A 19,998-nucleotide genomic window follows, 5' to 3' on the forward strand; every position below is an offset into this window, starting at 1 on the left:
GCCGATGGCCCGGCCGGGGCGTTCGTTCCGCGCTGTATCGAAGTTCCGCGCCTTTTAGCGAAAGGGAGAGTAGCGGACGTCGGGACTCGCGGAAGTCAGACGTTACTCATGCCGGGGATCAGGCGTCCACCTCGGGGCGCCCCTCGGCCGCCCACAGGGTGTGGAACGAGCCCGGCTTGTCCACCCGGTGGTAGGTGTGCGCACCGAAGAAGTCCCGCTGGCCCTGGATCAGAGCGGCCGGCAGGCGCTCGGCCCGCAGACCGTCGTAGTACGCCAGCGCGGACGCGAAGCCCGGTGCCGGGATGCCCTGCTGGGCGGCCGTGACGACGACCTTGCGCCAGGCGTCCTGGGCACCGCTGACGGCGTCCAGGAAGTACTGGTCCACGAGCAGTGTCGGCAGGGTGGGCTGCTTGTCGTACGCCTGCTTGATGAAGTCCAGGAACTTGGCCCGGATGATGCAGCCGTCCCGCCAGATCTTGGCCATCGCGCCGGGGTCGATCTCCCAGCCGTATTCCTTGCTGGCCGCCTGGATCTGCTGGAAGCCCTGCGCGTACGCGACGATCTTCGACGCGAACAGCGCCTGCTCGACGTCGGCGACCAGGTCACCGGCGTGCTGGCCGAGGTTCGCGGACGGGCCGGGCAGGCCCGCCTCGGCGGCGGCCTTGCGCTCGTCCTCGCCGCCGGACAGCGCGCGGGCGAACACCGACTCGGCGATGCCGGAGACGGGCACACCCAGGTCGAGGGCGGCCTGCACGGTCCAGCGGCCGGTGCCCTTCTGCTCGGCGGCGTCGGCCACGATGTCCACGAACGGCTTGCCGGTGGCGGCGTCGGTCTGCTTGAGGACCTCGGCGGTGATCTCGATCAGGTACGAGCCGAGACGGCCCTCGTTCCAGCCCTTGAAGATCTCGGCGATGTCCGACGGGGAGTGCCCGCCGACCCGGCGCAGCAGGTCGTACGCCTCGGCGATGAGCTGCATGTCGGCGTACTCGATGCCGTTGTGCACCATCTTGACGAAGTGGCCGGCGCCGTCCGGGCCGACGTGCACGCAGCACGGCTCGCCGTCGACCTTCGCCGCGATGTCCTCGAGCAGCGGGCCCAGGGCGTCGTAGCTCTCCTTCGGGCCGCCCGGCATGATGCTCGGCCCGTGCAGCGCGCCCTCCTCGCCGCCGGAGACGCCGGCGCCCACGAAGTGCAGGCCCTTCGCCTTCAGGGCCGCCTCACGGCGACGGGTGTCCGCGAAATGCGCGTTGCCCGCGTCGATCAGCATGTCGCCCTCCTCCAGGAGGGGGGCGAACTCGTCGATGACCGCGTCGGTGGCCGGCCCGGCCTTCACCATGATCACCACACGGCGGGGGCGTTCCAGGCTCGCCACGAAATCCTCGGCGGTCTCGGCCGGCAGGAAGGCGCCCTCGTGGCCGAACTCCTCGACGAGCTCCTTGGTGCGGCCGTAGGACCGGTTGTGCAACGCCACGGTGTGCCCGTGCCGGGCGAAGTTGCGAGCCAGGTTGCGGCCCATCACCGCCAGGCCGGTGACACCGATCTGCGCCTTCTGCGACATCGTCATGCGTCCTTCCTCGTTACCCGCCCGTTACGGGCCCCGCGGTCATTCTTACGGGACGCGGGGCCCGACGGTTCGATCACGTCCACGTGTTGAACTCACTCAGGTGTGACGCCCGCCCGCCGATGGCTTGCGGCGTGATCCGTATCCGGGGTGTGCCGGCCGTCGTCGGGGCCGGCGTCGTGCTCACCGCTGCCATGCTGGTCACCCCCGCCACCGGTCGCCGCGTCCTGTTCGTGCTGGTCACACTCTGCGCGCTTCTTCCCGTACTGGGAATCCTGCCACGCCTGCCGCGCGGGCAGCGTCTGCCGTGGGTCCTTCTCGGCGTGGCACTGGGCCTGGTGCTCGCCAACAATCTGACCGTGCTGATCGGCGGGGACGCGGCGGTGCCGCTCGCCGACCTGCTGGTCAGCGTGGGCAACGCGCACATGCTGGCCGCCGCGGTGCTGCTGGTGCTGCGCCGGGGCCGCAGCGACATCGGCGGGGTGCTCGACGTCACGCTGGTCTCGCTCGGCGCGGGCGGGCTGCTGTGGACCACGGTGCTGCTGCCCCGGCTGCGCGACTTCGCGGTGCCGGTCGACCAGCAGATCGTCCTGCTCGCCACGGTGCTGCTGCTGTTCGGGGTGCTCGGTGCGATGACCCGGCTGTGGCTGGCCGACGGACGGGCGCCGGTGCTCAAGTACTTCGCCGCGGCGGTCGCGGGCCTGCTCGCCGCCGACATCGCGATGATCACCGCGACCGGGGCGACGGCCAGTCAGGCCGCCGCCTGGTACGACGCGATCTACGTACCCTCGTATGTCTTCCTGGGTCTTGCGGTCCTGGATCCGTCGGCGTCGAGTCTGGCCCGGCCCGGGCACGCCCCGCAGGACACCCTCTCCACCGGCCGGTTGCTGTTCCTCGGCGGGGCCCTCGGGCTGGCGCCGTGCGTGGCCGGGATCCGTGAGATCGCCGGCCTGCAGGGTGACGGTGTGCTGCTCGCCCTGCAGAGCCTGCTCGTGGTGCCGCTGGTGATGCTGCGCATCGGCTGGCTGGGCCGGCAGCGGGAGCGTGCCGAACGGCGGCTGCGGCACCAGGCCACCCACGACCTGCTCACCGGCCTGCCCAACCGGGCCGAGTTGTGGTCCCGGCTGGACGCCGCCCTGGACGCCGAGCGCCGGGCCGGCCGGCCCGCCGTGGTGCTGCTGTTCTGCGACCTCAACGGGTTCAAGGCGGTCAACGACCGGCTCGGCCATCTGGCCGGCGACCGGCTGCTGACCGAGGTGGCCGCCCGGATCCGGGCCGGGCTGCGGGCCGGGGACACCCTGGCGCGGTACGGCGGTGACGAGTTCGTGCTGCTCTGCGAGGAGCCGGGCGCCCAGGAGGAGGCCGCCGACCGGCTGGCCGGCCACGTCCACGACGCCCTCGGCGTGCCGGTGACGTTGTCCGGTGAACAGGTGACGGTCAGCGCCAGCGTCGGTGTGGTCCTCTCGGCCGGCGGGGCCGGTGCCGACGAGCTGATCCGGCGTGCCGACGAGCGGATGTACGCGCACAAGGCCGCCCGGAGCGCCTGATATCGACGCGTTTCCGCACGGCACGCCGGGGCCGGGGGTGCACGTCGCGGAGATCCGTGCGGCGGTACGCTTCTCGCCATGCCGATCCGCCATCCGATGACCGGATCATGCTGACATGAGACGCGGCGAGATCTGGACGATCGGTGACCGATCCGATCTGCGTTACCGGGTCCTGGTGCTCTCCGCGGACACCTACAACGAGCGGGGCAACGCCGCGCCGTTCTGCGCGCCCATCGTCCGGCAGCGTGGTGTCACCGAGCTTCCCCCGTTCGCGGTCGCCCTCACCGAGCAGGACCCGATCACCGGGGTCGTCGTGGTCAACCGGATGCGCCGCCTGCCCGCCGCCACCGGTGCCGAACGCATCGGCATGGTCACCGGTGCCAGCATGGCCCGCCTCACCGAGGCGATGCGCGACCTCTTCGAGATGTGACCATCCGGCCGCCGACGGTCCGGATCCCCCGTTCGGCCCGCCACCGCTGGCGATCATGCGACGCCCGACCGGGTGACCACCGGCGGCGTCCCCGCAGGCCACGGCCGTGGCCGGATGATCGGGGGATGCGACGCCCCGTCGTACTGGCGTAAGCAGGAAGCCGGGAGACGGGGGAGGTCGCCGGTGGGAGGTCAGGTGTACGCGCAGGCAACGAGCGAGCTCTGGTCGACGGCCGGCAGCGAACCGGCCCGGATCGTGGTGGCCCGGGCCGTCGGACTGCTCGCCGGGCGGGCCCGGTGCCGCCTCGCCGACGCCCACCGGCACCTGATGCGGATGGCGTCCGCCCAGCACCGCGACGTGGGTGAGGTCGCCGGCCGGGTGATCCGGCTGCTGGACAGCGCCGGAGCCGTCGACGACCGGCCCGGCCCGGAGACCGTGCAGCGCCTGGTCGCCGTCGCCCTCGCCGGACCGGGCACGGTCGTCCCGGAGCCCGCCCCGGCCACCGGCCCCACCCCGTGGTTGTCCATCGTGCAGGGTGTGCTCGACGCGCTGCCCGGCATGGCCGGATATCTCACCCCGGTCCGCGGCCCCGACGGCACCGGCCTGACCGACCTGGTGTGGGCGGCCGTCAGCCCCGACGCGATCAGCCCGGACGGCCGGTGCGGTGCCGAACTGCTCGGCCTGCCGGTCAGCCGGCACTACCCGGACGTGCTGACCGCCGACCGCTGGCAGACCTACCAGCGGGTGCTGGAGACCGGTGAACCCGCCGACATCGGTCCGCTGCACCTCGGCGATGCCGAGTTCACCGTCCGGGCCCGCGCGCTCGGCCCCGGCCTGTTGCTCAGCTGGGACCGCCGCGACGCCACCGACCGGTCCCGGGTGGAACGCCTGGCCAACCTCGGCTGGGGCGAGTGGAACCTGGTCAGCGGCGAGATCTCCTGGTCCCCGCAGATGTACCGGATCTACGACCGGGACCCGGGTCTCGGCCCGCTCAGCCTCGACGACGGGCACGCCCTCACCGTGGTCGAGGACCGCCCCCAGCTGCTGTCCGCGCTGGAGTTCCTGCACCGCGGCCGGCGCGCCGACGTCGTCACCCGGATCCGCTCCGGCGACCGGGTCAAGCATCTGCGCATCGTCTGCGAGGCGGTCCGCGACGGCGAGGGCCGGACCCTGCGGCTGTACGGGATCATCCAGGACGTCACCGAACAGCAGGCGGGAGCGGAACGTCTCGCCGAGGTGGAACGTGACCTGGCCGCCGAACACGAACTGGCCGCCCGCCTGCAGCGCATCATCCTGCCGGTGCCGACCGAGGCGATCGACCTGCCCGGTCTCAGTGCGGCCGTCCGCTACCTGCCGGCCGGTGACGACACCGCGCTGGGCGGCGACTGGTACCAGGCGATCCCGCTGCCGGACGACTCGGTGCTGCTGGCCGTCGGCGACGTCGCCGGCCACGGCACCCAGGCGGCCACCACGATGGCCCAGTTGCGGCACGCCCTGCGCGCGCTGGCCGTGGTCACCAGCGATCCGGGCGCGCTGCTCGGGCACCTCAACCGGCTGACCTGCGACCTGGAACGCGACAACCCGGAACTCGCCGCGACCGCGGTGATCGCCCGCTTCGACCCGATCCGGGGGGAGCTGACCTGGGCGCAGGCCGGCCACCCGCCGCCGCTGGTGAGCCGGTCCGGGCGGACCGCGCCGCTGCACCGTCCGCCGGGGCCGATGCTCGGGGTGCTGGACGACGCGGCGTACACGAGCGCGGTCACCCCGTTCGGTGGCGACGACGTGCTGCTGCTGTACACCGACGGGCTGGTGGAGAGCCGCCGGTGGGGCTGGGACGCCGGCCTCGACTCGGTGATCACCATGATGGACGCGGCGGGGTCCGCGCCGGAGCAGCCGCTGACCGATCTGCTGGGCCGTCTGCGCCGCGCCAATCCCGACGACGACGCGTGCATCCTGGCGGTCCGGCCGTCGATGGCGGACGCGAGGCTGGCCGGGCTGACCCCGTGTCCCAGTGCGGCGTCCTTCCGCTGATCCGTCCACTGTGCTCGCGGGGTGGTCGCCGGGCGGATCGGCGTGCCCCCGGATCCGCCGGTGCCCGGTACGCCCGCCGGACGGTGACGGCGTGGGGAGTGCGGGTGCAGCGGGGCCCGGCAGCGCCGGACGGCCGGGACGGACCGCCCGGATCGCCGTCGCCCTCACCCGGGACGCGTCGTCTCGTACCCCATGGGGAGAAGGGGAAAGACGGCCGGAGGGACCCGGGGGAGTAGGGTGACGCGGTGATCATGGTGGGAAATGTGCTGGTGGCGCTGGTTGCGCTGATCCACGTCTACATCCTCGTGCTGGAGATGTTCCTGTGGACCAAGCCGCGCGGTTACCGGGCGTTCGGTCTGACGCCGGAGTTCGCGCAGCAGACCAAGGTGCTGGGCGCGAACCAGGGGCTGTACAACGGGTTCCTCGCGGCCGGGTTGTTCGGGGGGCTGATCGTGGGCGGGGACACCGGGACCGCCGCGAAGATCTTCTTCCTGGTGTGTGTGGCGATTGCCGGGCTCTACGGGGCGGCTACCGCGAGTAAGCGGATCCTGTTCGTGCAGACCGTTCCGGCGGTGCTGGCTTTGATTTTCGTGCTGCTGGGCTGAGATCATCAGTCGGTGACTCCCTCGGTTTCCTGCGTGTTCGTGTGTCATGACGGTGCGGGGCGGATCCTGCTGGCGCGGCGGTCGAAGCAGGCCAGGGACGAGCCGGGCGTCTGGGACTGCGGTGCGGGGGCGCTGGAGTTCGGGGAGTCGTTCGAGGCGGCGGTGACCCGGGAGGTCACCGAGGAGTACGCGACCGCGCCCCTGGAGATCGTCCAGTTGGGTGTGCGGAACGTGGTGCGGGCCGAGCCGGCGTCACACTGGGTGGCGATCGTGTTCGCGGTGCGGGTGGATCCGGCGGCGGCGCGGATCGGGGAGCCGCACAAGTTCGACGAGTTGGGCTGGTTCGGTGCGGGGGAGTTGCCGGCGCCGTTGCATTCGCAGCTGGCGGCGACGCTGGCGCTGGCCGGGGCGGTGACCGGGAAGTGACACCGGTCCTGCTGGACGGCGGTGACAAGCGGTGTGTGCTGCTGTTGATCGAGCTGCGGAAGCTGATCGCCACGCTGGAGCCCGAAGCGGTGGTTCACCTGCGTGCGACGGATCCGGCCGCGCCCCTCGACCTGCCGGCCTGGTGCCACTTGACCGGCCACGAGTACCTTGGCGTCATTTTTCAGGATATCTATGGTGTACGCGTGAAAAAAGCCGCAGTGGAGACCGACCCACGGCAACCGTGGCGCGCCATCGCCGCCGAATAACCTGTGAAGTCTTACATGAGCAGTCCTCGGAAAAGGCGGGACTCCGCCGGCCGCGACACGCCCCGCGACCGGATCTGGTCACCATCCGCCCCGCCTGCCGGCGGCCGCGCAAGGCCCTGCCCCGGGCGCCTTCGTTCGCGTGAATCCGGCCCTCGTGAGGTGGACGGCCACGAACCGGGCACTTCCCCCGCCGGTGTCTGATTCTGATAATGAAGAGCCGATTAAATCGATCTTTGCTACCGGGAACGCCTATCGGGCAGTTGACGTGCGCCGATGCCTGAAAAGTTAAAGATCCCTACCCCTCGATACTGATCCACAGTGTCGTGATCGGACTTACGCTGTGGCCTGCACCGATCACCATGTTGGATCTTCGATGGAACGGGGTTCCCATGAAAAGGATCTCACGCCTGCTCCTCGCCACGCTGATCGCGGCGGTAGGGGCCGTCGTCGGGACCACCGGACCGGCGGTCGCGCTGGCACCGGGATTCGTGCTCACATCGAGCACCGCCAGCCTGCCCACGGAACTGTCCGGGCTGGCCAACGGCAAACGCATCCAGTACGTCACCACCACCATCAACGGCAGCACCACCACCTCGACCGGTCTGGTACTCACCCCGAAGACCGGAAAGAACAACAAGACCGTCGTCTGGGCGCACGGCACCACCGGCCTCGCCGACCAGTGCGCACCATCGGCGAACCAGAGCGTCTTCTGGCCCGAGGCGCGCATCGCCATCGCCGAACTGCTCTCCCGCGGCTTCACCGTGGCCGCTCCCGACTACCCCGGGCTCGGCAGTGTGGGCGCCCACCCGTACCTGGTCGGGGCCAGTGAGGGACGCTCCATCATCGACAGCGTCAAGGCGGCCCGCAGCCTGGACTCCGCGCTGACCGTCAACTACGCCGTCGACGGCCACTCCCAGGGCGGCCAAGGCGCGATCTTCGCCAGCCAGCTCGCCCCGTCCTACGACGGGAACCTGGTGCTCAAGGGCACCGCCACCATCGCACCGGTCTCCAACACCCAGGAGATCATCCCGTACATCGCCGGCACCCCGGTCCAGGGCTACCTGCCGATGGCGATGTACGGCGTGGCCGCGGTCGACGCCACCTTCAACCCGCTGACCGTGCTGGCCGCCCCGGCCAAGGCCAAACTGGGCGTCCTGCAGACCGGCTGCCTCTACGAGATCCTCGACGCGTTCGAGGACCTCACCGCGGAGCAGATGGTCGTCGGCGGCGAGGTGCCGCCCGCGGTCGTCACCAAGATGGCGAGTTACGAGAACCCGGCGCAGACCGCGCCGAGCGCACCGGTGCTCATCGTCCACGGGACCGACGACGAGGCCGTGCCGTACTTCCTGTCCGAGATCCTGCAGGACCAGATCCAGGCGTACGGGGTGTCCGCCGAACTGGAGACCATCCCCGGCGCCAGCCACGACCAGGCCGTCATCGACTCGGCCGACCTGGTCGCGGACTGGATCGTCGCCCGCTTCTGAGACGTCCGGCCCGCACCCCTCACGACCGGTGAGGGGATGCGGGCCGGCCGCGAGGGATCAGCAGGAGTCCTCGGCGGCGACGACGCACTCGTCGTTGCCGGGGCCGCTGTAGTAGCGGTTGAGGCCGCTGTCGCCGCCGTTCAGGTAGTCGTCGCCGTCCTCGCCGTAGATGTCGTCGTTGTCGTTCTCGCCGTGCAGCTCGTCGTTGCCGGCGCCGCCGTACAGCAGGTCGTTGCCGTTGCCGCCGTAGACCGCGTCGTCACCGTCGTCGCCACGGAGCGTGTCGTCACCGTCGTCGCCGTGCACGCTGTCGTCGCCCGCGCCACCGGAGGCCTCGTCCGCACCCAGGTTGCCGTAGACGTCGTCGTCACCACCCTCGCCGAAGACGTGGTCGGCGCCGCCCCGGCCGTAGAGCCGGTCCCGGTCGTCACCGCCGCGCAGCGTGTCGCTGTCGGCCCCGCCGAACAGCCGGTCCGACCCGGGCCCGCCGTCGACCACGTTGTCGCCGCCGTCGCCGTAGAGCCAGTCGTTGCCGGCGCCGCCCTCGATGACCTCGGGCAAGCCGTTGCCGTAGACGGTGTCGTCGCCGTCGCCGGCGCGGATCGTGCTGGGTAGCTGAGTGTTGTTGCTGACCCGGTCCCTGCCGTCGCCGGCGTCCAGCACGAGCGCGGTGATCGACCCGGCGGCGCACCGGACGATCGCCCGGTTGTTGTTGTACTGCTCGCAGCCCTCACCGGCGGTGACCCCGGCGTAGTCCCGGATCCATACATACTCCGGTGCCGACTGGGTCAGATCGATGCGGCTGCCGCCGCCGGGAACGCTGGTGTAGTTCAGCACGCCGTCGCTGTCGACGTACGCGATGCCGTCGGCGGCGGCCTGAGCCGTGCCGGTGCCCGCGGCGACCGCGGTGGCCGCGGATAACAGGACGGTGGCGGCCACACGGGTGGCCAGTCTCGATGGCATGTACCGCTCCCCTCGTGCCGGCCCGGGCGCCATTCGTCCGGGCCGATGCGGTGTGATGGCGGTCACTGTAGGATCGGCTGCTCCGGGGCCGCATCTCTAGATCTGACAGAGCCGGATTGGCGACGCGGGCGCCCGGTCAGGCGGGGGTGCCCGGCGGCGGCCCCCAGTCGTCGTGGCCAGGGCCGGGCGGGAACGTTCCGCCGGGTCCCGGTCGGCGAGCAGGGTCTCGATCCGCACCGGCCCGCTGCGGCACCGGCAGAAGTTCATGGATTGAGCATCCGGTCCACGAGCGCCGTGCGCGCCTCGGGCATCGTGGCGAAGATCGGCAGACGGCGCGGGCTGAGCCGTTGCAGGCGCTGTTCCAGCAGGGCCGTGACCGGCAGACACAGTGCAAGCTGGATCGGCGGGCGCAGGACGCTGGTGGTCCTGCGGGCCGCCAGCCACAACGGCAGACTGGCGGCGTCCGGGTCGACCAGGTGGTGAAGGTCGACGATGAGCGCGGCCGGCCGGGTGGCGAGGTGTTCACGAAGCCGCTGGGTGATCTCGGTGCCGAGACGGCGCGACCACGGCCCGTGTACCTCGAGCTCGGCCACGACGGTGGCCGCAGGCCCGGCGGCGGATACCGGATCGGATGTCGCGTCGGTGTGTGCGGGGCGCGATGGCATCGCGTGAAGCCCTTCCGGCTGCCGCCCGCCGGTCCAGCGCACGCCCGGATGGCGCGCCGAGGCCCGGGGCCTGGACGCGGCCGCAACGAGGCGTCGCCGTGCCGTGAAGGTAGTGAAGCGGCAGTCATCGTGAAGCACAGTCCGGGCGCATGCTGCTCCCGGGTGTGCGGACGGATCGTCGAGCGCACTACCGAGGGCTGGGGCAGCGTGCGGCGGTGGATGGCCACCGACCTCACCGGTAACGGTAGACCGGTTAAGGGCCCCGCATCATCACCTGACAGAGGTACCCACCCGAACCAGGATTCCTGATCGGGTGGGACGCGCGGCGGCCGGCAGCGCCGCTGTCATCCAGGTGTCATGCGAGCCTCGGGGGCGCGGAGACGGTACGGCCGCGATGACCGCGATGATCCAGTTCACCCCACCACTCGTGCGGGCAGGCCCGATGATCACGGTGTTCCGGCTGAACGAGGCGGCGACGGCGTACGCACTCCGGGCAGGCGGACTGCGCACGCCGCGCGAGAACTACGTGAGCCAGGTGTTGCGGCGTACGAGTGAGGTCGCCGCCCAGCGGTGGCCGAGTCCCCACGTGTTTCCGGCGTTGAGCAGTGTCAACAGGATGAGGACCGCGGCGTAGACGAGGTGGTCGTCCATGAACGGGTTGGTGGCCGGTGGTAGTACCGCGGTCCACATCAGGACGGTCAGCAGTGCTCCGGCTGCCGCGGCGATACGCATGCCGATGCCGAGGATCAGCGCCATGCCGATGCCGAGCAGGGCCGTCATGAACAGGGTGTCGACGACGGCGTTGCCGGCCATCGAGTGGTAGATGCCGGCGAAGGGGCCGGTGGCGGCTTTGCCGAGGAACCCTGCGGTGGGGCTGCCGCCGTCCAGCCATGCGTTCGCGGCGGGGGTGCTGCGGCCGAGGCCGAACAGTTTGTCGAGGAACGCCCACAGGAAGATCCAGCCCAGTGCGAGGCGGAGGCCGGCCAGCAGGTATCGCGTCGTGGTGGTGGCCGTCGCGGTCGCTGCCGGTGCGGGGTCGGGGACGACAGCGGTGCCGGAGTAGTGCCGTGCGGTGTGTTGCGGCCGTTCGGTGGGGGTCGTGGGCGGCGACGATTCGTGGTTGTTGGCGATGTCGACCATCGCACTCACATTCCTTCGGGTGTTCGTGGCGCGTGTTCCGTGGCGCGTCGAGGGCGTCCACGGATCGATCGGATGGCGGCGCCACCGGTTCAGAGCGGCAGCCGTGCTCCTATGGGATTTCGAAGCCGTTCAGGAGCACGTCGACGGCGGCGGGATCCACGATCGGTGGGAGGCGTCGGCAGGACGGCGGGCTCGAACGGCCACCGGGGTCCGAGGCGACAGTTCGACCGTACGCGCATCTCGCCGGGACTGCTCGGCAGGCCGGCGTCCGCTGTCGGCCGGTGTGGACAGGGGTAGGGTCGGAGTGTCGCCCGGGACCCCGGTGGCTGGTATCCGGCTGCTGCGAGCGTCTCGGTGTCACCTCGCCCACCGCAGCGATCGGGTGCGTTTCGCACACAGGCTGTTCTCGGGCACGACTATCCGGCTGCGGCCGAAGTCAGGATCTCCACCATGTGGTACGTGTGGATCGTCCTCATCATGTTCTTGGTTGTGGCGGCGCTCGCGGTGAAGGTCGTCAAGCAGTACGAGCAGGGAGTCCTGTTCCGGCTCGGTAAGGTCATCGCCGTCCGCAAGGCCGGCCTCACCGTGATCATCCCGTTCGTGGACGTGCTGAACAGGGTGAGCCTGCGGATCGTCACCATGCCGATCCAGTCGCAGGGCATCATCACCCGCGACAACGTCAGCGTCGATGTCTCCGCCGTCGCCTACTACCGGATCGTCGACGCGCAGAAGTCCGTCGTCGCGATCGAGAACGTCGGGGCGGCGATCAACCAGATCGCCCAGACCACCCTGCGCAAGGTCGTCGGCCAGCACACTCTGGACGAGACCCTGTCCGAGACCGACCGGATCAACATCGACATCAAGACGATCCTGGACATCGCCACCGAGGACTGGGGCGTCGAAGTCACCCTGGTCGAACTCAAGGACATCCAGCTGCCCGAGAGCATGAAACGGGCGATGGCCCGGCAGGCCGAGGCGGAACGCGAGAAACGGGCGAAGATCATCGCCGCCGAGGGTGAGGCCCTGGCCGCCGACGCGCTCGGCTCCGCCGCCGACATCATGATGGCCCACCCGCTGGCCTTGCAGCTGCGTAACCTGCAGACCCTGGTCGAACTGGGCGTCGACAAGAACAGCACCGTCGTGTTCCCGGCCCCGCTGATGAGCACCATCGGCGAACTCGGCACCTTCCTCGCCCGCGAGAACGCCGCGGCGACCACACCGACCGGTATGCCGCCGCTCAACGGCGTGCCGCTGACGACGACCTCCTGATGACCGCGACACGCACCTTCCCCACGGTCACGGGGGAGCCGCTGGGCGCCGACGAACTGCACCGCGTCGACGCGTACTGGCGGGCCGCCAACTATCTGTCCGTCGGGCAGATCCATCTGATGGGCAACCCGCTGCTGCGTGAGCCGCTGCAACCGGCCCAGGTCAAACCGCGGCACCGGCCGCCGTCCGAGACGATCCTCGGCGCCGGACTGTGACAGCGCATCCTGCGTGTCGGCGCGGTCTCCCACCACACCACCCGCCGAGCATCCGCGGCCTGCGGGCCTCAGCCCACGGCGGCACCGACCAACTGCCCGATGCCGAAGGTCACCGCCATGGCCAGGGCGCCGCCGCCGACCAGGCGTGCGACCGCACGGGCGACACCGGCCGAGCCCAGCACGGCGCTCACCGCGCCGGTCACGGCCAGGGCGACGACGACCACGGCGACGGTGACCGGCAACCGTAGGCCCGGCGGCGGCAGCAGGATCGCGATCAGCGGGAGCAGCGAACCGGCGGTGAAGGCGACCGCCGAGGCGCCGGCCGCGTGCCAGGGATTCGTCAGGGCATCGGGGTCGATGCGCAGCTCCACGTCCGCGTGGGCGGCGAAGGCGTCCCTCGCGGTCAGCTCCAGCGCCACCTGGCGGGCGGTTGCCGCAGTCAGGCCCTTGGCCTCGTACAGGGTGGCGAGTTCGGCGAGCTCCTCCTCGGGGAACGCGGCGAGTTCGCTGCGTTCCCTGGCGAGCAGGGCCCGTTCGCTGTCGCGCTGGCTGCTGACCGAGACGTACTCGCCGAGGGCCATGGACACCGCACCGGCGACGACACCGGCGACTCCGGCCGTGGCGATCGCGGCGAGGGAAAGGGTCGCCCCGGCTACGCCGACGACCAGGCCCGCGGTCGAGACGATCCCGTCGTTGGCGCCCAGAACCCCGGCCCGGAGCCAGTTCAGACGGCCGGCCGGCACGCCGTCGTGTGGTTCTGCGGCATGTGTCATGACAACCCGGCTCGCTCTCTGGTCCGCATGATCGAATCGTGCTCCTCCCCGCCCCGCGCGGGTAGAGGCGACCGGCCCGCCTCCGTCGGGGCCGGTCTCTCTCCGTGACGATGCGGTCCGCCCCGTGCGCGACCGCGAACGTTCAGGTGCTCCACGGCGCCGTGGCCGACGGCGTCACTTGCTGACGTCGGGGGCGTCGTCGTCGCCGTCGGTGACGATCAGGGCGGTGGCGGAGTCACCCCACTGTTCGAGGAAGCCGTCGAAGTCCATGCCGCAGCTGCGCCCGACGATCTCGGGGCGCCGCTCACGATCGTCCTCACAGGTGGAACAGGGGCAGCCGCCGTGCCACATGCCGCCCCAGCTGAGCCGCCAGGCGACGGCCCCGGGATCGGGGGTGTCCAGGCCGGAGTAGTACTCCAGGGCGGGGAGCCCGGCGAAGGAGGCGAGACACCTTTCGCAGTCAGGGTCTGCCTCTGTGGTGATTTCGGGCGCTCAGCGCGCCCGTATTCACCACACCCACAACAGCGTGGTGATTTCGGGCGTCCAGCGCGCCCGTATTCACCACACCACCCGGGGTGTGGTGAATTGGGGCGTCGAGCGCGCCCGAAATCACCATGCGGACGGGCTTCGCACCCTGACCACGAAACGGGTCTAGGTGGTCGTCGTTGTCCATGGCCCGGCACGGTGGCAACGGCGTATGACACTCCCGGCGGGAGGAAAGCCGCCGCCGGATGAGCCGGTCCTGCTCGGAGCAGGACCCTGCAACGGACGGTGGACGTCCCGTTCCCGGCTGTTCCGCCGCGATGGAAAGATGGATTCCGGTACCCGCCGGGCGGGTGAACGCGGGCTGTTCTTCCCGCCGGGTCCCGGCGGTGCAGGACATCGGGGCGTTCGCCGGTGGCCGGGTCGTTGAAGCAGATATCGGAACAACCTGACGAATCACGGAAATGCCAGCTCAGGGCGGGTTCGGTGAGGCGTGATCAATATCCTGGTGGAAAAGTGATACGAGGTGGCCGCGATTTTGCTCGCATCTCTCGGCATCCAATTCAATGTTGACGTGATCGGTATTCGTGCATATGGTCTGATCCGGTTTCGGAAATGGCGGAAGCGTGGCGGCCACGGCAATTCCGTCGCCGCCGGCAGGTCGAGGAGTCCACGCGTTGAATCGTCAGTTGTCGGCCGGCGTGCTCGCCGTCCTTGCGGGAGCTGTTCTCGTCGTCGCGGGAGTCGGCCTGGTTCCCCGGGTCGCCGCGACGGTCAGTGCGGTGGCGGGCGAGGAGCCGTACACCCCCTCGCCCGGCGGCAGCGGGCGAGTCCCGGTGCCGCCGGCGACGCCGTCGGCCTCCGGGCTCGCGTCGACCGCGTCAGCCGTCCCGTCGAGCAGGGCGAGCGCGCCGGTGGCGGCGAGCGTGTCCGCCGCCGCCGTGCCGGTGCCGTCGTCGGCGTCGTCCTGTGGCGGCGGAGCCCAGGACGCCACGGTGGTCCGCTCCGGTGACACGTGGACCGCCAGCCGAGCCGGCCGGACGGTGTACACCGGTGCGGACACCCGCAGCGCCATTCAAGCCGGTATCGACAGTCTGACGCCGGGCCGGACCGTCAAGGAGCGGGTGGTGGTCCGGGGCTCCGGATCGGTGTCCGCCGCGGCGCGGATCAAACTGCACAGCTACACCACCATCGACGTGTGCGGCACGATCGACGTCGTCGGCGCGGGTGCGACGGACATGGCGCCCGTCTTCGCCCGTGACGTCACCGACATCGAGGTCCAGCATCTCAAGGTCACCGGCACACCGATGTACGGCATCTTCCTGCGCGACGTGACCAACGTGAAGCTCGGCCGGATCGACATGCGGCTCTCGGGCGGGCTCGGTGTCCGCATCGACAACGGCAGCACCGGCCCGTTCAGCAAGAACATCGTCATCGACGACGTGTACGTCTCCGGTGCCGGCTCGCATGCCGTGGAGACCGCCGGGGTGGACGGTCTGACGATCGGCACGGTGACCGCCCGCGACGTCGGCGAGGCCGGTCTGCTGCTGAACACCACGATCAACGCCACCATCGGCACCGTCGACGCCGCGAACACCGGCACCGGCACCGGGTACGCCGCCTTCCGGATGGCCAACCGCAACGGCCGCGTCGGTGACGCCTACCCGTCCAACATCACCGTCGGCCTTGTCAAGGCCCGCGGCGGCGGCCGGGGTATCTTCTGCGTCTCCGAGAGCGGCGGCGCGAGGATCGGCCGCGTCGACATCGCCGACACCGGCGGCAACGCCATCCTCCTCGAGAACTGCTACAACACCACGATCGCCACCCGGGGCGGCACCATCACCGGCGGCGGCGAGATCCGGCTGGCGTCCCGCAGAACCTTCGCCCCCAGCCGGGACCTCACGCTCGGGAAGCTGACCATCGTAGACAACCACATCACGGAAGCGCCGTGCGTCGCCGGGCTCACCATCACCGACGTCGAGGTCGACAGCCCCGCGGACATCAGGCGCTGCTGACCGACGGCCTACCGGCCCGCGGCCAGGGCGCGCCGGTACCGTCCATCCGTTGCGTGAACGGGTCGCCCGGCCCGAGTTGCCCGGCGCGGACCGGGCGGCCGGTGAACGCGGACGCGTACAGCGCGGCGATGAACTCCACGGTGGTCCGGGTGTCGGCCAGTGTCACCGGTGGTGCGGCGCCCGCATCCAGGGCATCGAGGACCGCGGCCAGCTGGGCGAGGTGACCGTTGCCGGCGGTCGAGGGGGATCCGGCCCACGCGGCGGTGAGGTGCTCGTGGCCGGGGGCGGGGGTCACCGTCCAGTCGTCGTCGGTGTAGCCGTACAGGTGGGTGAGTTCGATCGTGGCGTGTGCGTAGTCGAATCGCAGCGCGGAGACCTGCCGGGGCGAGACCACCGAGTTGACCACCGAGGCGACGGCGCCGCCGGCGAACGTGACGATGGCCAGCGACACGTCCTCGGTGTCCGTCGGCCGGCTCTGCCGGGCCGCCACGGCGACGACCTGCTCCCACGGGCCAAGAATCGACAGCAGCAGGTCGAACTGGTGGATGCCGTGTCCCATGGTGGGGCCGCCGCCCTCGGTCTCCCAGCGTCCGCGCCACGGTACGGCGTAGTAGGCGTCGTCGCGGTACCAGTGGGTGTGGCAGGTCGCCAGCAGTGGCGCTCCGAGGTCGCCGGCGGCCGCCAGGGAACGCAGCCGCGGGGTGCCGGGCCCGAAACGCTGCTGGAAGACCGTCGCCACGTGGGCGCCGGTCCGGGCGGACGCCTCGATCAGGGTGTCGAGTTCGGCCAGCGACAGCGTCGGTGGCTTCTCCAGCACGACGGTGACTCCGGCCTCGAGGCACTGCAGTGCGAGGGCCGCGTGCGTCGACGGTGGTGTGCACACGTGCACCAGGTCCACGTCGCCGGCCGCCAGCAGTGTTGCCAGGTCCGGTGCCACCGAGGGCACGGCCCATTCGTGGGCGAAGCCGTGTGCCCGGGCCGGGTCGACGTCCACGACCGCGGTGAGCTGGACCCGGTCTTCCAGGCCGTGCAGGGCCGCGGCGTGGGCGTTGGCGATCGACCCGGTGCCGACGATGGCCGCCCGGCGGACAGTGTGGGTCATGACGTCCTCGTTCCTTCTCGGTGTGGTGGGGTCAGCCGGCCGTGTGCACCCGGAGCCGGGCGCGGAGTTCCGTCGTCCGGGGTGACAGGCGATCCGCCGGCAGTGGTGCGGGGCCGCACGCGGCGCTGCCGATGCCGTCGAGTGCGATGTCGAGCGTGAAGACCGTTTCCGGGCCGGGGCTGAGTTCGTGGTGGTGCCGTGCCGCTGTCAGGTCCTCCGGCGTCCACGGCCGTGCGGTGAACCCGAGCTCCGATTCGGCGACCACGTCGAGACGGTGGTGGCCGTTCGTGGTGGTGAGGTGGCGCAGGCCGCCTCGCGCGCCGTTCTCCTGCGGCACCACGTACGGCGTCTGGAGTTCGGTGACCGGCGCGGACCACCGGCCCAGCCGGGTCGCCGAGTAGGTGTCGGGGTACCGCTCGCCGGGGCCGTAGCCGTACCAGGTCACGTGGTCGTAGGTGGCCGGGACCGCGAAGCGGAGTCCGATCCGGGGCCAGGTCGACGGCCAGGCGCCGTACGGGGTCGCGGTGAGCGACAGCCGCACCTCGCCGGGGTCTCCGGTGAGTGACCAGAGCGCGTCGACGTGGACGCCGAAGCTGCGTGCGAGCGGCGCCACCCGGGTGAGGACCCGGATCTGGCCGGTCGTCTCCGTGACGGCCAGGACGGTGTGGTCCAGGGCGTGGAGGTTCGCGCGCCGCCAGCGGGCCGCCGCGGAGCCGTCCTGGCCGGTCTGGAGGTCGTTGCTGGTCGGCGCCCGCCACAGGTCGAGGCGGGGCGGGGAGGTGAACGTGACGCCGCCGAGACGGGTGAGTGTGCCGGACCCGGTGTCGAAGGAGGCCGGCCCGAGCCGGATCGACGCGGCCCGTACGGCGTCGACGGCGACCGCCCCGGGCCGGGGTGTCGGGGCCGGAGCGGGTACCGGCCGGTGCCCGGCGGCCTGGCCGAAGGCGATCTCGTGACCCGCGTCCGCCCACCGGCTGCCGGACCGGGTGACCGCGGTGACGGTGACGACGCGTTCGCCGTCGCCCGGTGGTGTCGCGGGGACCGGGACGGTCACGGCCGTCCCGGCCGGCAACCGGGGGACGTCGAGAGTGCCGGAGGCGGCTGTCATCCCGTCGAAGGCGACCGTCCACCGGAACTCGGTGTCGTCGAGGGTGGCGAAGTCGCGCAGGTTACGGATGTGGACGGTGTCGCCGCCGGGTTCGACGGTGATGCGGATCGGGGCGAAGACGGCCTTGAACTCGAGCAGCCCGGGTGAGGGGTTTCCGTCGGGGAACACCAGACCGTCGATCGAGAAGGTGCCGTCGTGTACGGGCTCCCCGAAGTCGCCGCCGTAGGTGTACCCGATCCGCCCGTCCGGTAGTGGCCGCGCCAGGCCCTGATCACGCCACTCCCAGACGAACCCGCCCTGGCAACGGTCGTACTTCTCGAACAGGGCCCGATAGTCGAGCAGGCCGCCGGGACCGTTGCCCATGGCGTGACCGAACTCGGTGAGCAGGTACGGCAGGCGGCGCCGGGCGACGTCCTGGAGGGTGTCGACGGTGGACGCGGGATCGATGCGGTCCAGGCGCCGGCCGATCTCGTCCATCCGTGCGAACGGGGTGTACATCTCGCCGAACACGTCGACGTACTCGCAGGCCACGTCGTCCGCGTAGTGGATCGGCCGGGTGTCGTCGCGGTGCCGGGCCCAGGCGGCCATCGCGGCGAAGTTCTCCCCGGTGCCGGCTTCGTTGCCCAGCGACCAGAGGATGATGCTCGGGTGGTTCTTGTCGCGTTCGACCATGCGCCGCATCCGGTCGAGATAGGCCGGTTTCCAGGACGCGTCGTCTGACGGGTTCGACTTCCAGGGGGCGGTCCACGCGCCGTGTTCCTCGTCCTGGTGCAGGAACCCGTGTGTCTCGATGTCGCATTCGTCGACGACCCACAGTCCGTACTCGTCGCACAGGTCGAGCAGGCGCGGCGACGGCGGGTAGTGACTGGTCCGGACCGCGTTGACGTTGTGCCGTTTCATCGTGCGGATGTTCGCCTCGAGGTCGGCGGGGGTCACCGCACGTCCGCGTTCCGGGTGGAATTCGTGGTGGTTGACACCGCGCAGTTGTACGGCCCGGCCGTTGACCAGCAGGTTGCCGTCACGGACCTCGACCCGGCGGAAGCCCACCCGCAGCGTCCGTGTCTCCGCGGCGGTGGAGACCGTCACGGTGTACAGGCGGGGGGTCTCGGCGGTCCAGGGTTCGGCCCCGGGCAGGTCGATGGTCTCGCCGCTGCTTCGTCCGGTGATGCCGAGTTCGGGGGAGTCGATGCGGGCCGGCTCGGTCGTCTCGATCCGCAGTGTCGCGGTGCCGGTGCCGGTGCCGGTGCCGGCGTCGAAGTCGGCGCGGACGAAGAGGTCGCCGATCTCGCCGTCCGGGCGTTCGAGCAGGGACACGCCCCGGAAGATTCCGGGGAGCCACCACATGTCCTGGTCCTCGAGGTAGCTGTGTGCCGACCACTGGTGGACGCGGATCTCGAGCAGGTTGGTGCCGGGCACGAGGTGGTCGGTGACGTCGAAGTCCTGTTCCAGCCGGCTTCCGCGGGTGACGCCGACCAGGACGCCGTTCACCCGGATCCGGCCGATCGACTCGATGCCCTCGCAGCGCAGGACCCATCGCCGGCCTTCGACCGGCTTGTCCCAGGTGAATGCGCGCCGGTAGTCACCGGTCAGATTGTCGGAGGGCACCCGGGGCGGGTCGACCGGGAAGGGGTAGTCGGCGTTGGTGTACCAGGGGTCGCCGAAGCCCTGCAACGGCCAGTGCCCCGGCACCTGGATGTCCTTCCAGCCGTCGGTGCCGGGTGCCAGGTCGTGCCGTTCCGCCGCGACGGCGGACCGGGAGAGACGGAACTGCCATGTCCCGTCGAGGTCGACACGGTCGGCGTCGGTGACCGGTGTGGAGGCGCGCGGGGGCAGGGTGCCGTCCGGGGGTGTGATGGCGGTGATGTAGTCGAGGTCGCTGCCCGTCGTGGGGGAGATCTCCTGCATGCTGTTCCCT

General features: G+C 71.0%; 17 protein-coding genes and 1 pseudogene. 10 read left to right on the forward strand and 8 right to left on the reverse strand.

Translation table 11 applies throughout. From position 1 onward, the window contains the following. Positions 1–118: 118 nt before the first annotated feature. Positions 119–1,558: an NADP-dependent phosphogluconate dehydrogenase gene (gnd, locus tag QSK32_RS33420; RefSeq protein WP_045747256.1), complete on the reverse strand. Its 1,440-nt coding sequence runs from the start codon at positions 1,556–1,558 to the stop codon at positions 119–121. A 137-nt stretch (positions 1,559–1,695) separates the two neighbouring features. Between gnd and QSK32_RS33425 the strand changes: the two genes are divergently transcribed. From QSK32_RS33425 to QSK32_RS33455, 7 genes are all read left to right on the forward strand, one after another. Next, entirely contained in the window at positions 1,696–3,108 is a 1,413-nt protein-coding gene (locus tag QSK32_RS33425) for a GGDEF domain-containing protein (protein WP_285474097.1), read from the forward strand. A 115-nt stretch (positions 3,109–3,223) separates the two neighbouring features. Continuing rightward, positions 3,224–3,538: a type II toxin-antitoxin system PemK/MazF family toxin gene (locus tag QSK32_RS33430; protein ID WP_045747244.1), complete on the forward strand. Its 315-nt coding sequence runs from the start codon at positions 3,224–3,226 to the stop codon at positions 3,536–3,538. Positions 3,539–3,721: 183 nt separating this feature from the next. Continuing rightward, a complete protein-coding gene (locus tag QSK32_RS33435) occupies positions 3,722–5,569 on the forward strand; it encodes a SpoIIE family protein phosphatase (RefSeq protein WP_285474098.1) in 1,848 nt (615 codons plus the stop codon). A gap of 251 nt (positions 5,570–5,820) precedes the next feature. Further along, complete coding sequence (locus QSK32_RS33440; protein WP_083449603.1) at positions 5,821–6,174, forward strand: DUF1304 domain-containing protein; 354 nt, start codon at positions 5,821–5,823, stop codon at positions 6,172–6,174. 12 nt (positions 6,175–6,186) lie between these two features. Then, a complete protein-coding gene (locus tag QSK32_RS33445; protein WP_045747242.1) occupies positions 6,187–6,600 on the forward strand; it encodes an NUDIX domain-containing protein in 414 nt (137 codons plus the stop codon). Continuing rightward, positions 6,597–6,866 (forward strand): sulfurtransferase TusA family protein, encoded by a 270-nt coding sequence (locus QSK32_RS33450; protein ID WP_045747241.1) that lies wholly within the window; start codon positions 6,597–6,599, stop codon positions 6,864–6,866. Before QSK32_RS33445 ends, QSK32_RS33450 begins: the two co-directional genes overlap by 4 nt. A 389-nt stretch (positions 6,867–7,255) precedes the next feature. Then, positions 7,256–8,350 (forward strand): alpha/beta fold hydrolase, encoded by a 1,095-nt coding sequence (locus QSK32_RS33455; RefSeq protein ID WP_045747240.1) that lies wholly within the window; start codon positions 7,256–7,258, stop codon positions 8,348–8,350. Between the two features lie 57 nt (positions 8,351–8,407). Here QSK32_RS33455 and QSK32_RS33460 read toward each other — a convergent pair whose 3' ends face one another. From QSK32_RS33460 to QSK32_RS33470, 3 genes are all read right to left on the reverse strand, one after another. Continuing rightward, positions 8,408–9,313 (reverse strand): calcium-binding protein, encoded by a 906-nt coding sequence (locus QSK32_RS33460; RefSeq protein WP_169792550.1) that lies wholly within the window; start codon positions 9,311–9,313, stop codon positions 8,408–8,410. Between the two features lie 263 nt (positions 9,314–9,576). Then, positions 9,577–10,020: a hypothetical protein gene (locus tag QSK32_RS33465; RefSeq protein WP_285474099.1), complete on the reverse strand. Its 444-nt coding sequence runs from the start codon at positions 10,018–10,020 to the stop codon at positions 9,577–9,579. Between the two features lie 480 nt (positions 10,021–10,500). Further along, a complete protein-coding gene (locus QSK32_RS33470) occupies positions 10,501–11,118 on the reverse strand; it encodes a DoxX family membrane protein (protein WP_285474100.1) in 618 nt (205 codons plus the stop codon). Positions 11,119–11,595: 477 nt separating this feature from the next. Here QSK32_RS33470 and QSK32_RS33475 point away from each other — a divergent pair, with 477 nt between their 5' ends. Together QSK32_RS33475 and QSK32_RS33480 are read left to right on the forward strand one after the other, a co-directional pair. After that, positions 11,596–12,387: a slipin family protein gene (locus QSK32_RS33475; protein WP_285474101.1), complete on the forward strand. Its 792-nt coding sequence runs from the start codon at positions 11,596–11,598 to the stop codon at positions 12,385–12,387. Beyond that, a pseudogene (locus tag QSK32_RS33480) lies at positions 12,387–12,560 on the forward strand (phosphoketolase family protein); the annotation flags it as partial. The gene QSK32_RS33475 and the pseudogene QSK32_RS33480, both read left to right, overlap by 1 nt. 110 nt (positions 12,561–12,670) lie before the next feature. On the opposite strand, the gene QSK32_RS33485 reads toward QSK32_RS33480, so the two are convergent. Both QSK32_RS33485 and QSK32_RS33490 read right to left on the reverse strand, forming a co-directional pair. Continuing rightward, the gene (locus QSK32_RS33485; RefSeq protein ID WP_285474102.1) at positions 12,671–13,375 is read right to left on the reverse strand and encodes a VIT1/CCC1 transporter family protein; all 705 of its coding nucleotides are present in this window, start codon (positions 13,373–13,375) and stop codon (positions 12,671–12,673) included. Positions 13,376–13,835: 460 nt separating this feature from the next. Further along, positions 13,836–14,048 carry a hypothetical protein gene (locus QSK32_RS33490; RefSeq protein ID WP_285474103.1) on the reverse strand — a complete coding sequence of 71 codons (213 nt, stop codon included), beginning with the start codon at positions 14,046–14,048 and terminating at the stop codon, positions 13,836–13,838. 487 nt (positions 14,049–14,535) lie between these two features. On the opposite strand from QSK32_RS33490, the gene QSK32_RS33495 reads away from it, so the two are divergent. Further along, entirely contained in the window at positions 14,536–15,873 is a 1,338-nt protein-coding gene (locus QSK32_RS33495) for a hypothetical protein (RefSeq protein WP_285474104.1), read from the forward strand. Here the strand turns inward: QSK32_RS33495 and QSK32_RS33500 are convergent. Together QSK32_RS33500 and QSK32_RS33505 are read right to left on the reverse strand one after the other, a co-directional pair. After that, the gene (locus tag QSK32_RS33500) at positions 15,860–16,975 is read right to left on the reverse strand and encodes a Gfo/Idh/MocA family protein (RefSeq protein WP_285474105.1); all 1,116 of its coding nucleotides are present in this window, start codon (positions 16,973–16,975) and stop codon (positions 15,860–15,862) included. The genes QSK32_RS33495 and QSK32_RS33500 overlap by 14 nt on opposite strands. Positions 16,976–17,006: 31 nt before the next feature. Further along, entirely contained in the window at positions 17,007–19,988 is a 2,982-nt protein-coding gene (locus tag QSK32_RS33505; RefSeq protein WP_285474106.1) for a glycoside hydrolase family 2 TIM barrel-domain containing protein, read from the reverse strand. Between the last annotated feature and the right edge of the window lie 10 nt (positions 19,989–19,998).

The sequence above is a fragment of the Actinoplanes sp. NBRC 101535 genome (assembly GCF_030269225.1).
Taxonomy (GTDB): Bacteria; Actinomycetota; Actinomycetes; order Mycobacteriales; family Micromonosporaceae; genus Actinoplanes; species Actinoplanes rectilineatus.

Bases quoted from the DNA above. Each gene is read 5' to 3' on its own strand.
- gnd (WP_045747256.1), bottom strand. From the start codon at position 1,558: ATGTCGCAGAAGGCGCAGATCGGTGTCACCGGCCTGGCGGTGATGGGC.
- QSK32_RS33430 (WP_045747244.1), top strand. From the start codon at position 3,224: ATGAGACGCGGCGAGATCTGGACGATCGGTGACCGATCCGATCTGCGT.
- QSK32_RS33440 (WP_083449603.1), top strand. From the start codon at position 5,821: ATGGTGGGAAATGTGCTGGTGGCGCTGGTTGCGCTGATCCACGTCTAC.
- QSK32_RS33455 (WP_045747240.1), top strand. From the start codon at position 7,256: ATGAAAAGGATCTCACGCCTGCTCCTCGCCACGCTGATCGCGGCGGTA.
- QSK32_RS33460 (WP_169792550.1), bottom strand. From the start codon at position 9,313: ATGCCATCGAGACTGGCCACCCGTGTGGCCGCCACCGTCCTGTTATCC.
- QSK32_RS33470 (WP_285474100.1), bottom strand. From the start codon at position 11,118: ATGGTCGACATCGCCAACAACCACGAATCGTCGCCGCCCACGACCCCC.
- QSK32_RS33475 (WP_285474101.1), top strand. From the start codon at position 11,596: ATGTTCTTGGTTGTGGCGGCGCTCGCGGTGAAGGTCGTCAAGCAGTAC.
- QSK32_RS33485 (WP_285474102.1), bottom strand. From the start codon at position 13,375: ATGACACATGCCGCAGAACCACACGACGGCGTGCCGGCCGGCCGTCTG.
- QSK32_RS33490 (WP_285474103.1), bottom strand. From the start codon at position 14,048: ATGGACAACGACGACCACCTAGACCCGTTTCGTGGTCAGGGTGCGAAG.
- QSK32_RS33500 (WP_285474105.1), bottom strand. From the start codon at position 16,975: ATGACCCACACTGTCCGCCGGGCGGCCATCGTCGGCACCGGGTCGATC.
- QSK32_RS33505 (WP_285474106.1), bottom strand. From the start codon at position 19,988: ATGCAGGAGATCTCCCCCACGACGGGCAGCGACCTCGACTACATCACC.